The 13360-nt window shown below is 38.9% G+C and carries 11 protein-coding genes; 2 read left to right on the top strand and 9 right to left on the bottom strand.

Features of this window, described 5'->3' with window-relative positions:
- Nucleotides 1-4 precede the first annotated feature (4 nt).
- The 8 genes from CRO56_RS20895 to ltaS all read right to left on the bottom strand — a co-directional run bounded on the left by CRO56_RS20895 (nt 5) and on the right by ltaS (nt 9337).
- On the bottom strand, nt 5-310 hold the full coding sequence (locus tag CRO56_RS20895; RefSeq protein ID WP_281257348.1) for a DUF4387 domain-containing protein: 306 nt from the start codon (nt 308-310) through the stop codon (nt 5-7).
- A gap of 3 nt (nt 311-313) precedes the next feature.
- Complete coding sequence (locus CRO56_RS20890) at nt 314-1681, bottom strand: acyclic terpene utilization AtuA family protein (RefSeq protein WP_097160577.1); 1368 nt, start codon at nt 1679-1681, stop codon at nt 314-316.
- Between the two features lie 42 nt (nt 1682-1723).
- Nucleotides 1724-2866, bottom strand: coding sequence for a PrpF domain-containing protein (locus tag CRO56_RS20885; RefSeq protein WP_097160576.1), 1143 nt, complete (start codon nt 2864-2866; stop codon nt 1724-1726).
- An 18-nt stretch (nt 2867-2884) separates the two neighbouring features.
- Nucleotides 2885-3787 carry a methylisocitrate lyase gene (gene prpB / locus CRO56_RS20880; RefSeq protein ID WP_097160575.1) on the bottom strand — a complete coding sequence of 301 codons (903 nt, stop codon included), beginning with the start codon at nt 3785-3787 and terminating at the stop codon, nt 2885-2887.
- Between the two features lie 11 nt (nt 3788-3798).
- Nucleotides 3799-4959, bottom strand: coding sequence for a 2-methylaconitate cis-trans isomerase PrpF family protein (locus CRO56_RS20875; protein WP_097160574.1), 1161 nt, complete (start codon nt 4957-4959; stop codon nt 3799-3801).
- A 16-nt stretch (nt 4960-4975) separates the two neighbouring features.
- The gene (locus CRO56_RS20870) at nt 4976-6331 is read right to left on the bottom strand and encodes an MmgE/PrpD family protein (protein WP_097160573.1); all 1356 of its coding nucleotides are present in this window, start codon (nt 6329-6331) and stop codon (nt 4976-4978) included.
- 118 nt (nt 6332-6449) lie between these two features.
- Nucleotides 6450-7142 (bottom strand): GntR family transcriptional regulator, encoded by a 693-nt coding sequence (locus CRO56_RS20865; protein WP_179714388.1) that lies wholly within the window; start codon nt 7140-7142, stop codon nt 6450-6452.
- Nucleotides 7143-7363: 221 nt separating this feature from the next.
- Nucleotides 7364-9337 carry a lipoteichoic acid synthase gene (gene ltaS / locus CRO56_RS20860; protein ID WP_097160571.1) on the bottom strand — a complete coding sequence of 658 codons (1974 nt, stop codon included), beginning with the start codon at nt 9335-9337 and terminating at the stop codon, nt 7364-7366.
- A gap of 338 nt (nt 9338-9675) precedes the next feature.
- Here ltaS and pepT point away from each other — a divergent pair, with 338 nt between their 5' ends.
- A complete protein-coding gene (pepT, locus tag CRO56_RS20855) occupies nt 9676-10908 on the top strand; it encodes a peptidase T (protein WP_097160570.1) in 1233 nt (410 codons plus the stop codon).
- A gap of 170 nt (nt 10909-11078) precedes the next feature.
- Nucleotides 11079-11945, top strand: a complete 867-nt coding sequence (locus CRO56_RS20850; protein WP_097160569.1) for a GNAT family N-acetyltransferase — start codon at nt 11079-11081, stop codon at nt 11943-11945.
- 203 nt (nt 11946-12148) lie between these two features.
- Here CRO56_RS20850 and CRO56_RS20845 read toward each other — a convergent pair whose 3' ends face one another.
- Nucleotides 12149-12811 (bottom strand): CAP domain-containing protein, encoded by a 663-nt coding sequence (locus tag CRO56_RS20845; protein WP_097160568.1) that lies wholly within the window; start codon nt 12809-12811, stop codon nt 12149-12151.
- Nucleotides 12812-13360: the final 549 nt, after the last annotated feature.

Genomic DNA, 13360 nt, shown 5'->3' with positions numbered 1-13360 from the left:
TATTCTATATTTCGAGATTCATTAAAGGTACATGCTGTTGAGCCCCAAATACATCAGTATCATGGATATCACCAGAAGGATATCGTCGGGGAATGCTTATTTTAATAGAAGAAACTTTTTCATATTCATAAATCTGGACCTGTTCTGGGTCACATCCGTAGAGTTCTGCAATTTTATCTTGGGAAATGATGTATGAGTTTACGACTTTGAGGTAGGATTCTTGGTTGTGGAAAATAATATCGAATGTTAAGTTAAAGGGACCAGCATTTTTGCTCCGTAGCATATAGGCATAATCTTTTAAGGTTTTAATTGGTCACACCTCCAGATACTCAATCGGAAAAAGTTCAACAGGTATTTCAAGCTCCATTACATGATTCAATGTAAATCGGTACACTTCCCCCATAGGGATGTCTGGCGGTGAAAAAGGAAATGCCGCATTCCCTGAAACACATAACCTTCCTTCAAAATGACTGTGCATGACCAAGGTTCGTGCTGCAGCCATGATAGCTTCCGATTTTCTTTGATCCTTGGCTACGACATCTATTAAAAGTCCAACTTCATGAGGTATTTGAGTCTCTGGTTCAATTTCCCCCATAATTCCATTGGAACCATATTTTCTAAAACTAATGGTGTAGTCTTGTGAAGTTACCGATTGTCCATATGTATCTGTAATTTTTTCCTGAAGTTTTTCCCGAATAAAGTCCAAATACTGATCTAATTGAGAAAGTAAAATGGGATCTCTTAATCCGGCCATACATATAGTTCTGTAGCCAACTTTTTCTACTCCTTCAAGTTTCACCGTGTAACAAGGATCTTTAATGAAATGACTTCCAGTTACCCTGACTGTTCGTTCATCCACTTGTTCATAGACAGCTTCTGTCGTATCTAATACGCCTCCTGGTTCTTTCAGGTGGAATGGGCTTACATTTTCGTACATCGTGTGAGCCGCTACATTTTTCCAAGGTAATTTTTTCTTTGGGTTCAAAGTATGAATTAAAAATTCATGATCACGTATCGTTGCCATAATACAGTCATGACTTTTAGGCACGGCTGTTGCTGCACCACATTCAATGATTTTAGCAGCATGCCACGCTGTACTAGGGTTAATCCCTTTGTAAATAGGATAAGCAGCGAATACGGAAGCATCTGTTGATCTTCCTGAAATAATGACATCTGCTCCTTCTTTAAGAGCTTTTACAAAAGGTTCGGGTCCCATCATTGCAACAGAACGATGCAGACTTTGAATTCCTTCTGATGTTAATGTTGGTGTGTGATCAAGTGATGTAATTTTTCCTTGATTTAATTTTTCTTGAAGAAGCTCTTTTTCGATTTCAGACCTAATCAGGGCAGTCTTGAAATGAAGATCTTCTTCCATACATATTTCGTTTATAAGGTCCTTGAAATCTTCTACACCTTGATTACAGCCAGATCCTCCTGCGGATCCAATAATGACTGGGATATTTGCAGATCGGGCGGATAATAGAATTAATCGGAGGTCCCTTTTGACTGAATCACGGGAAACAAAAGGTTTCCCTGTACCTAAATAATACGGGCCAGGATCTGTTGAACCAGCATCACAAGCGATGAAATGAGGTTTCATTTCCATACAGCTTTTAAGGGTTGCTTCTGGAAAGCCGTATCCTAAAATCCCAGATGTCGAACACGCTCTAATTTCTTTCATTTAGTCATGCTCCTTTCGATTTAATGATTTCTCCAAGATTTTTTATGAACGCTCTGGAATATATAAATCTCCTTTTATGATCTTTCTTGCTGTCCTGTCTAGACCAACAGACGCTATATCATTACGGTCTTCTGTTAAAGAAACTCGAATTTCTACTACACCATCAGGGTGACCAATTCGGATCGTCTGTTCTAAGCTATTATTTTTTCTGAGAAATTGATTTGGAACCGTACCTGGAAGCATAGCAGCAGCTGCTAGACAGTAAAGGCCGCTGCCGGCAAACGTGCGATGGAATTTCCCCATCGAAATCATCCTTGCTACAATGTCAATATCCTCTTTTTTAATCCATTTACCGGAAGTCGTGATATAGTCTTGCGGTTCTGCAACAATCCCAATTTTAGGAACAGAAGGGGTTTTTATTTTTGCTTCCTTTTCACTTTCTGCCATCCCAGCTAAAACTGCCATTTTGTTTCTGATTGTATCAAGTTCCTCTAGCAAACTTTCGTTTGTAGAAAGCTCAGATAAAGACTCTGACCCTTTTAATCCAAACTCATAACTTGATAGGAAAATAAAAGGGTTAACTACGTCAACGAAGGAGGCTTCATATTCTTTTAAATCTGTATAGATTGAAGAACGTAAGTCTAATGGTAACGTTTTGCCTGTCTTTCCGCCTCCGGGATGGAGAAGATCTACAATAATTCTTGCACCTGGTTTCACCACTCCAGACATATAATAATCCCCGTGTACCTTAGCTTTGCCATCAACAACAGGGACCTGTATCCTGATTTTTTTCCCAATATTCGTATTAAATACTTTTACTTCTGCATAATCCTGAGCGGAATCAACTTGAACCAGCCCTTCATCAACAACAAAAGGGCCAACAGCTGCCATTAGATTTCCACAGGTTCCATTATCATCAACAAACTCTTTTCCAATTCCAATTTGATAAAAACTATAGTCCACGTCTACTCCTTCTAATGAGGAAGGAGATATAACAACCACTTTACTAGTATGAGAGGTCCCGCTTCCCAAGCCATTCACTTGAGAAGGATTATAAGCGTCAATTCCATTAAGAAAGACGAGGTTTCTACTTTCTACATCCTCTGGTAAATCTTTTTTATGAAAGAATATTCCTCTGCTAGTACCACCCCGATAAACTACGCAAGGAACTGTAAATTGGCTCATTTCTGAAGCCTCCTTTTTTTACTCATCAAGAACCGTTTTGGCAATATTGTCATCCAGGTCTTCATAATCAGCATAGCGAATAAGTTCATACAACTCTTTACGAGTCTGCATATCTTGTAACGCATCTATTTGTGTCCCCTGTGAATAAATTAATTTGTATACTCGTTCCATAGCTTTTGCGGCTACCCTTAGGGAACTTACAGGATAAATCACTATTTTATATCCCCATGCCTGAAAATTCTCTGCAGTAAAATAAGGTGTTTTTCCGAACTCGGTCATATTAGCCAACAGAGGTACCTTGGTGGCTTCCGCAAACGTTTTAAATTCCTCTTCTGTACTTAATGCCTCTGGGAAGATGACATCCGCACCAGCATTTATATAAGCTTGCGCGCGTTCGATTGCTTGATTCATGCCTTCAACTGCTTTTGCATCCGTTCGTGCGACTATGACCATTTTTGGCTTTGCCTTTCGCGCCGCTACAATTTTTTGAACCATTTCTTGTGTAGAAACTAGTTTTTTACCGTTTAAATGTCCGCATTTTTTTGGTAAATCTTGATCCTCCATTTGTACCGCAGCAGCTCCTGCTTCATATAGTTCATGAACGGTACGGGTTACATTTAGAATACTGCCAAATCCCGTATCAATATCCACCAGTAGAGGCAAGTCAGAAGCACGAGTGATTTCCCTAGTACGAGTTGCTAGTTCCGTAAGTGTAATAATACCTAAGTCAGGCATACCCAAACTTGCAGAAAATGCTCCCCCTGATAAATAAAGCGCCTGAAACCCTACTTTACTTGCAAGTAATGAAGCCATCGCATCATGTGCACCGGGCATCTTAATGATTTGGCTATTATTTGATAAAAGTTCTCTTAATCTATCAGATGGATGTTGATGATCTCTGACTCTTACTAAATAACTCAATGGCAGCCCTCCTATTGAAATAAACTGTTTCTAATATAAACGTTCCCATCCATAATTCTGCGAGAGGTTCTTCCTATTGCTGCTTTTTTTAAAATAAAATTTTTTACTTCTTGCTGAACCTCTACTTCTACCGGAATGATGCCAGCAGGATGGCCAATCCTAACTAATTTTTTTGTCATTATTTCTTTTTTAACAGCCTCATGTATATTAGTTCCAGGTATAGCAGCTGCGACGGAAGTACAAATTGACCCCGTACCAGCGTAGGTTTTATGCATAATTTGCATAAACATTCCCCGAGCAACCAAATCAATACTTTCCTCAGATATCTTCTCCTGAGTAAGATAATTTTCATAATCCTTTGCCTCAGAGAAAAATACAATATGAGGTGTATTTCTTGACTCTACCGCACATTTCTCTGGTGATTCGGCTAATCCTGCCTTGGTTGCAGCTATACACCGAATTAATTCAAGTTTTCTAAGTAATTCTGGCTGGGAATCAACCTCTTTTGGGCTTTCTGTTCCTTTTAACCCTAAATCTTCAGCCCGAACAAAAACTTGACAAGTAGCCGCATCAACGATTGAAACTGTTATTCTTTCATTTTCACTTAGCTCGATTGTGTCTTTTACATTCCCCGTTGGTAACAATTTACCAGTGAGGGCACCTACCGTTTGCGAAAAGTCAAGTGTAACCTTGGCACCTGTCCCTGGCACTCCAGCAATTGAGTAATCTCCTTCAACTGCTGCTCTTCCCTCTTTCACAGGTACTTCAGCAGTTAAAACCTTATTGGTATTTGTGTTAAAAATTTTTACTGTAGTAATTGGCTCTTCTGCTTTTACTAATCCATGGTCAATCGCAAACGGTCCAACTCCTGAGCTTATATTTCCACAGATTGCATGGGTATGTACTTTTGCCTGGTCAAAAGCAACTTGACCAAACGTATAATCGACATCTACCCCTTCTTGCTTTGAGGGTCCTACAATAGCCACCTTACTAGTTAAAGGATCAGCCCCTCCTAATCCATCAATTTGTCGTTTATCTGGACTCCCGAAAATTGCAAGAATGACCTTTTCTCTTAAAACGGGATCTTCGGGAAGATCATTTTCTAGCAAAAAAATACCTTTACTTGACCCGGCTCTTTGAATCGTTGCTCTTATCGCTCTTGTCTCTGACATCCATATTTCCCCCCTACTAAAAAAGTAGTTCTATTAACTCATGAACTGATTGTAAAGTTGTTAGGCTTTCAACTTTGTTGCGAATTTTGACTTGTTTCTCCTGTTCAAACTTAGATCCTGCTAATTTTGAAAACTTGCTCCAATGTTCATCAGGAGACATTGGATTCTGAATGGATCCCTTCGGATAATCGACCTGAGCCTCGTAAATCTCACCACTTTCTAAAACTATCCTCAGAAGACAAGAGACACCTCGAGGCAGTTCTGGTTCAGCTACAAATTTTAACATTTGTGACAGTCTTTGTACCTCAACATTACAGATCCATTCGTCTTCAAAATGCTCAAGAAACGCATCTCCATCTACTAAAGCTACCGCCACAGCATGATTTAAACTTACTTGTGCCTCATGAATACTCTTTGGTCTTTTAATTTCATGGAAATGAGCCCAAGCTGGGTGACGAAATATGGTCATTTCTTTAATGCTATGTAATCGGTTTACTATATTTGGGCGGATTTCAAGGGCGCAACCAACTGCATTGTGGATAGGGCGAGCACAAGCATATCGTTTAAACTCAATAATAAAATCAAATGTTTTACCAAGCCCATTTACTAAAGCACTCGTATCTTCTTGACCGGAGAAAGCCTGGAGAACGCCCCGAACACCATCAAATATAGTGTCCGCACCTGTATAGCCCATACGCGCAAGTCTAGCTGAAACGATGGCATTATGAGCCGCTGGACCTGGATTAATCCGTTTTTGCATATTAGATCCATACATTTCCATTAACCCTGAAGCATGTGCTCCTGCTATTCCAAAAGCGTTCACAACTTCATCTTCAGTTAGGCCAAATAGGCGTGCAACTGCTGCAGTTGCCCCAAAAATCCCACAAACAGGAGTAGTGTGATAACCACGGTCACGAAGGTCTGGATTCATTGCATCCGAAAGCCTTTTCATAATATCGCATCCAATCGTTACTGCAACGATTAGATCTTTTCCGTTTGCTTTAGTCGCTTCTGCTACAGCTAATGCAGCTGAGACAATCGGGGGACTATAATGAAACAAAGCCAAATCATCAACATCATCCAGCTCAATACTGTGTGCAGCTACAGCGTTTGTAAAAGCAGCAGCCTGGCAAGTTAGCTTTTTCCCATTACCAATTAAAGTTGCTTCTTGCTTGGCTGTTCCATATTCCATTTGGAATGCAGTGACAATTTCTGCTGGTTCTGTAGTTGATCCTTTTAATGCCACACCTAAATAATCAAGAATCAGATTTTGAACATCATCAACAATTTTTTCCGGTAACTCTTCAAATTTTAAATTGACTACATATCTAGCCAATTGTACGGACATTTTTTCATTAATCATGTTTTGCATGATTGCCTCACTCCATTGCCTTTTTGTATAATTGTATACTAATATATAGTCTGAAAATTTACAAGATATTTTTAATTTTAAAAATAAAAAAAATAAGGCTTCTGTTTTACAGATAACCTTATTCCCTGTCTTCTTCTAGCTCATTTAATTGTCTTGAATGTAAATATTCTTCAATTGATTGAGCTGCAGAATTCATGCTATTAATAATGTGCATTTCCATTGCTCTTCCACAATTCTCATAATCTCTTCTTGCTAAAAATTCAAATATTTGTTGATGTTCATTTGCAGCTGATACGCCCCTTTTTGAATTTCGGATTGGTCCTAAACGCCTATAGCGATTTATATGATCATTTAATTGAGCAAGCATTTTTGTTGCTGTTTTATGTTTACTAATTTTGTATAATAGACTATGAAATTCTGAGCCAAAACGAACGACATCACTGCGCTGATCTTGTTCGGCTGCATTTACTATTAAATTTGTTATCATTTCCAATTCCTTTATCTCATCCTCTGTTGCCCTCTTTGCAGCCTCCGAAGCAACCAATCCTTCCAACCTGCCTCGCACTTGAAAAATCTCAATAACCTCACTAACTGATATGCTGGAGACCTTCAGCCTCCCATTTCGCCTTCTGACAAGCCAGCCCTCTAATTCTAATCTTTGTAGAGCTTCTCTTAAAGGGGTTCTGCTTACTTCAAATTCTTCAGCAAGTATATCTTCTACAACCGGAGTATCCGGCTCAAGAATGCCGGTAATAATTTTTTCTTTTATTTCAATATACAAAATATCTTTTGTTTTTAAACTTTGGAACATAGTAAGCCTCCTTTTTAATAATTGTATACAATTATACATCAACTTTTTCAGAATTAGACATGAAATTTAAAGCCAATGACTTTTTCCTAGTATGATTTTAATCTGTAAACCTTGCTTTAATTGTAATTTGCTGGCAATACATTTTTCAACCTATTTATTTTGTAAGAAAATTTGTTGTCCTAAAAAAAGACTACCCTTAAAGGTAGTCTATAAATATATTATTATTCATTTGATTCATCCGTGGAATCATCACTTTCTTCATCCGTCTTATTATAATCATACTGTGAACGATCCACCGGCGTGAACCCATCCGGCATATAGAATCGCAATAAATCTCCATTTACAACCTGATCCGAGAACGACAGTTTCTGTTCTACAATTGTCTTATATTCGTCCGCTTGTTCCAGCAACCCAGGATCTTCAATGATTTCTCCTGTTTTTGAATCGTAGAACTTACCGTCAATCGATGTGATGGTTGGACTGACAAAGTCTCCGTTTCGGAATGGGATCAGTTGATTGTGTTCTTCAGATAGTAAGTCTGTTCCGAATTGGACATAGTCACCAGTTTCTATTCCGAGCAGGTGCAGAAGCGTTGGCAGGAGATCAATTTGTCCTCCATACGCGTGGTTGACTCCGCCTTCCATGCCTGGTACTCGGATGAATAATGGAACCTCTTGCAATGTTGTGTTGTCAAAAGGTGTGATTTCTTTGCCTAATACTTGTTCCATCGCTCTGTTATGATTTTCGGAGATTCCGTAGTGGTCTCCGTACATTATGATGATAGAGTTGTCGTATAGGCCTGATTCCTTCAAGTAATCGAAGAATTCCTTGAGTGCTTCATCCGCATAACGGGCTGTCTGGAAGTAAGTATCCACAGATGTATCGCCTGTTGTATGCGGTGCAATCGTTGCTAATTCTTCGTCAATTGGATATGGGTAATGGTTCGTTACCGTAATAAATTTGGTATAGAACGGCTGTGGCAATGATTCTAATAATGGAATCGACTGCTGTAAAAACGGCTTGTCCATAAGCCCATAATCAGCCAAATCTTCTGGATTCATTTCATAATACTCATCGTCAAAGAAGTTGTCATATCCAAATGATTTATAAATTTCATCACGGTTCCAGAAGCTTCCGGAGTTACCGTGGAATACAGCTGATGTGTATCCTTTTTGCGCCAGGATAGCTGGTGCTGCCTGGTAGGTGTTCATGCCTTTTGTTGTAAAGGCTGACCCCTGTGGCAGACCATATAAGGAATTTTCTAAGATAAACTCAGCATCTGCTGTTTTTCCTTGAGCGGTCTGATGGTAGAAGTTATCAAAGTAAATGGTATTTTCTTCTTCCGTCAAGGAGTTCAGGAATGGTGTGACCTCTTCCCCATGCAGCTTGTAATCAATCAGGAAGTTCTGAATCGATTCCAAATGGATATAAATCACGTTCATTCCTTCCCCTTTACCAAAGTACTCAGGGTTCGGAGCCGCATGGTTTGATTTCGTATAGTTGATTACTTCTGTAATATCGTTACTGTTTGCTAATACACGTTGTGCCGAAGCTTTTGTACTTTGAACGGCATCGTAAATCGTGTAGTTGTACATCCCTAGGTATTTGACGATGTAGTTGCGGTCAAATCCTCTAGTTAGCAATTGCGGACGGTCGATTTCCGCTAACGCCAGGTTAAAGGTTGAAATCCCTAGTGAGAATGTAAGTAAAGCCATTACCATCCGGCGTTTGATATCTTTTACTTCGATTTTTACAAATTTAAAAGCCAGTAAAGCAATTAAAAGCAGAACATCGACAAAGAACAACGCGTCATATGGTTTCACTAGAGAGGTCACACTGCTGCTGACATCTCCAAAGTTTTGTGTCTGCGTTAAGGTTGGCAATGTAATGAAATCGTTAAAGAAACGATAGTACATGACATTAGCATATAAAAGAAATGACATAAGGAAATCAATGATGATTAGCCATATATATTTCTTTCTGCCCTTAAAAATAAAGGCTAGCCCTAAGAACAGCATCGATGATCCTAATGGGTTTAGGAACAATAGAAATTCTTGAAACGTATTTTCAATGCCTAAGTCAAACTGAGTCAATTGTACGATATATGTTTTGATCCATAGCATTACGACTGCTAAAAAGAAAAAGCCAACAAATTTATTGAATAAACCTTGACCCTTTTGTTGTAAAGTATTCATGTTTCCCACCTGCTTTCAAGTAAACACTAATGGTAGTCATTTTTTACTAATCTATTATACTCGATATTTTATCTGCTAATGATGAACAAACTTTGAACAGCGTTCCCTATTTATAGGGCGCGCAAGTATTTAATTATACTCAGTTTAGCGAAAATGTCAATGACCCCTTTGATTAGCGAGTGATTTATGGCGTCATTTTTAATACCCCTATTTTAAGGGAAACAAACTTTAAATCAAGTGCTTTTTTAAAAATGTAAATATATTGTTAAGGGATTGTATTAGAAGCGTTGCGTTATATGGTAAAATAATCAAGTAGATTAAGAAGGAGTGGAGTCTGGATGAGAGACGATCTGATTAAAAGATTAACAACCTATGTCAAAGTAGATACGCAGTCCAATGAGGATAGTGAAACATGTCCATCGACACCTGGACAGTTTACTTTAGCGAATATGCTTGTAGACGAATTAAAATCGATTGGCATGGAGGAAGTTACGGTCGATGAAAATGGCTATGTGATGGCGACCCTCCCATCCAATACAGAAAAATTAGTACCGACAATCGGTTTTCTAGCGCACTTAGATACGGCTACTGATTTTACCGGAGCAAATGTTAAACCGCAGCTTGTTGAAAATTATGATGGCGGGGACATTCAGCTAAATGAATATGTAGTCCTCTCCCCTAAAGATTTTCCTGCTCTGAGCGAATACAAAGGCCATACTTTAATGACAACAGATGGTACGACCCTTCTAGGAGCAGACAATAAAGCCGGAATTGCCGAAATTATGACGGCGATGGATTATTTGATCCAGCATCCTGAAATCAAGCACGGAAAAGTGCGGGTCGCTTTTACACCTGATGAAGAAATCGGCCGCGGACCGCATAAGTTTGACGTCACAGCCTTTAATGCTACATATGCCTATACGGTTGATGGCGGACCGCTTGGAGAGCTTGAATACGAAAGCTTTAATGCGGCTGGTTTCAAGCTTACGATTAAAGGCAACAACATTCACCCAGGGACGGCGAAAGGCAAAATGGTGAACTCAGCGAAAATTGCGATGGAATTTAATAGACGGTTGCCTGCTGAAGAAGCGCCTGAATATACCGAGGGCTATGAGGGCTTTTATCATTTGAGCTCGATAGAAGGCGATGTCGAGCAAACGAAAATTTCTTATATCATCCGCGACTTCGACCGTGAGAATTTCAACGCCAGAAAAGCAAATGTGGAGAAGATTGTGAAAGAACTGCAAGCAGAGTATGGCGAGGATAAAATCATCTTGGAAATGAAAGATCAATACTACAATATGAGAGAAAAAATTGAGCCAGTTAAACATATTGTGGAGATTGCCCATGAAGCGATGGAACGTTTAGACATTACACCGGTTATTAAACCCATTCGCGGCGGGACAGACGGTTCCCAGCTCTCCTACATGGGACTGCCAACCCCAAACATTTTCACAGGCGGAGAAAATTATCACGGCAAGTTTGAGTATATCTCCGTTGATAATATGGTAAAAGCAACGAATGTGATTGTGGAGATCGCGAAGCTTTTTGAAGAAAAGGCCGGAAAGTAATTAATAGAATTTGAAAGCGCGGGTCATCTTGTCTGGGTGGCTTGCGCTTTTTTGATACACAGGGACGGTTCTTGCGTTTCAAAAAAAACATATGAAGAATTCTTGCTTGAGAATAAAGATGAAACAGAAGAACCGTCCCTCCGTTTCATTAAACAATAAGGAGTTTTTTAATGAAAACCATAAAAAATAAACTTTCATTACATTTTTTCAATGAGGATGATATTGGCGGTTTAATCTCCTTGTCCCAATCTGTTGGCTGGGATTATGATGAACACGAAATCAGAACTGTTTTATCTTCGGGAAAGATTTTAGGACATAAAAATGAGTTCGGTCAAATTGTCTCGAGTGCAGCAATTATTCCTTATGATACACATTTAGCTTCGATCGGAATGGTGATTGTAAAGAGCGAATACAGAGGGCTAGGTCTTGGAAAAGAAACGACCCAAGCCTGTATCAAGCTGGTATCGGAAAAAGTATCGATTATGCTCATTGCTACACCTGAAGGAAAGCCTCTTTACGAAAAACTGGGATTCAAGAAAGTCGGTTCTGTTCATAAATTTCTCTGCAGTCATTATGAACCGTTCGATCATTTACTTTCTGATGGATGCAAGGCAGAAGCTCTAGAGGAAAAGGATTTACATCAAGTAATTGAATTGGATAAACATGCATTTGGGGATTCCAGGGGTACATTTCTGAGAAATAGACTGAAACAAGCCCAGCAAGCTCTAGTTTTAAAAGATGAATCTGGGAATGTTATTGGATTTGGTTTCTCTATTTTGGGACCAGAAAATTTGATTTTAGGGCCGATTGTCGCCCCGGATTACAAAGGAGCTATGGATTTAATTAATCAATTAGCTCGGAACCATAGAGGTCAGTTAAGGATTGACACTCCGATTGGCGATGATCTATTTATTAATTATTTGCAGGGTTATGGGTTTGAGAAAGTGAGTCACCCCCCTATCATGATCCTGCATTCTGACACCATGCCTATGAGAAACAGTCATTTATACGGGATTGCCGCACAGGTTTTTGGATAAAAGTGATGGTTCAAGTTTGTTTTGTGTTAAATAGGTCAGTTCCTTTTAACTTAGAATAAATCACTCGCTGCCGGTAGTGTAACACAGGGACGGTTCTCGCGTTTCAGAGTAAAACATGCTTAAGAAGTAAGAATGAAACAGAAGAACCGTCCCTCTGTTTCACCTCTGTTTCAAAAAGAAAAAGACATGGAATGATCCATGCCTTATCGTCCGATAAACATTTGTGTCCAGTAGTTTCCGTCTGCTACATATCCGACACCAATATCGGTAAAGCTTGAGTTTAATATATTGGCTCTGTGGCCAGAACTGTTCATCCAAGCATTAACAACCTCTTGAGGAGTTCTTTGTCCATATGCAATATTCTCTCCTGCCGAGCGATATGAAATTCCGAAGTTTCTCATCATCGTAAATGGGGAACCGTAAGTTGGGCTATTATGATCGAAATATCTTCTATCGTGCATGTCTTGAGATTTAAATCTTGCCACTCGAGACAGTTCAGCGTTTAATTTTAATGAAGGTAATCCAGCTTTTGCTCTTTCTTGATTCACTAAGTCAACCACTTGTCTTTCGTAGCTGCTTACTGACATACTTCCAACGCTTACTGAAGTAGATGGCGAATATGCTGAAGACTTTAAGCGAATAATGGAGCCTACTTGCATATTCGTAGGGTTAACAGTTGGATTTAGTCTCATAAGCTCTTGATAATAAAGGCCATACCGTTTCGCAATAAACCAGAAAGTATCTCCCTTGGAAACTTTATAAGCTTCAAAAGGAGGCTCATTATACATCGTCAATGCACTTGCTGAACCACTGAATAAAGATAATGTTAATACACTTGCCAGAACTGATTTAGTTAATTTTTTCATCTTGAAATCCTCCGTTGTTTTTAGGTCCTAGTTGTCTTCAAAAATGAAAATCAAATGTTTTAATTTATCTATTAAACTATCAATATTTGATTGAAAAAAATCTTCTTCATCAAAACGCTGATCAATCTTAATATCCCTTTTATGTACCGCCCCGCTAACTATATTATTTTTTCTACCCCACCCTCAGCTCCGGAGAACCTTGGATAAACGGAATTTCCACAACTTTACAAAAATGAAAACTCTTTTTCTTTTAAGTGTTTATTGTTTTCTATTAAAAAAGTTTTCATTATTGTTGGAATATTTCTATTTCCCCCAGTATAAATAGACATAAACTATCTTGTCAAAGTCCATTTTTTTCTATGGAAAACAAAGGGACGGTTCTTCTGTTTCATGAAACAGAAGAACCGTCCCTTTGTTGCACCTTTGTTGCAAAAAAAAACCAGCTCCCTATCGGTGAACTGCACCCCAATTGTTAGACACACAACTAACAATTGGAGGTGCAGTTTTTATATGTCTAAATTTAACATAGAGGAAAAAATAGAAGCAGTT

It is taken from the genome of Bacillus oleivorans, from assembly GCF_900207585.1.
Taxonomy (GTDB): Bacteria; Bacillota; Bacilli; order Bacillales; family JC228; genus Bacillus_BF; species Bacillus_BF oleivorans.
Note: the sequence above shows the minus strand (reverse complement) of the source record. Positions and strands in the feature narration are given on the sequence as shown.

Coding starts and splice junctions, on each gene's coding strand:
- CRO56_RS20865 (WP_179714388.1), bottom strand. CDS start 7,142: ATGTTCCAAAGTTTAAAAACAAAAGATATTTTGTATATTGAAATAAAA.
- CRO56_RS20875 (WP_097160574.1), bottom strand. CDS start 4,959: ATGTCAGAGACAAGAGCGATAAGAGCAACGATTCAAAGAGCCGGGTCA.
- CRO56_RS20850 (WP_097160569.1), top strand. CDS start 11,079: ATGAAAACCATAAAAAATAAACTTTCATTACATTTTTTCAATGAGGAT.
- CRO56_RS20890 (WP_097160577.1), bottom strand. CDS start 1,681: ATGAAAGAAATTAGAGCGTGTTCGACATCTGGGATTTTAGGATACGGC.
- CRO56_RS20885 (WP_097160576.1), bottom strand. CDS start 2,866: ATGAGCCAATTTACAGTTCCTTGCGTAGTTTATCGGGGTGGTACTAGC.
- CRO56_RS20870 (WP_097160573.1), bottom strand. CDS start 6,331: ATGCAAAACATGATTAATGAAAAAATGTCCGTACAATTGGCTAGATAT.
- ltaS (WP_097160571.1), bottom strand. CDS start 9,337: ATGAATACTTTACAACAAAAGGGTCAAGGTTTATTCAATAAATTTGTT.
- CRO56_RS20845 (WP_097160568.1), bottom strand. CDS start 12,811: ATGAAAAAATTAACTAAATCAGTTCTGGCAAGTGTATTAACATTATCT.
- pepT (WP_097160570.1), top strand. CDS start 9,676: ATGAGAGACGATCTGATTAAAAGATTAACAACCTATGTCAAAGTAGAT.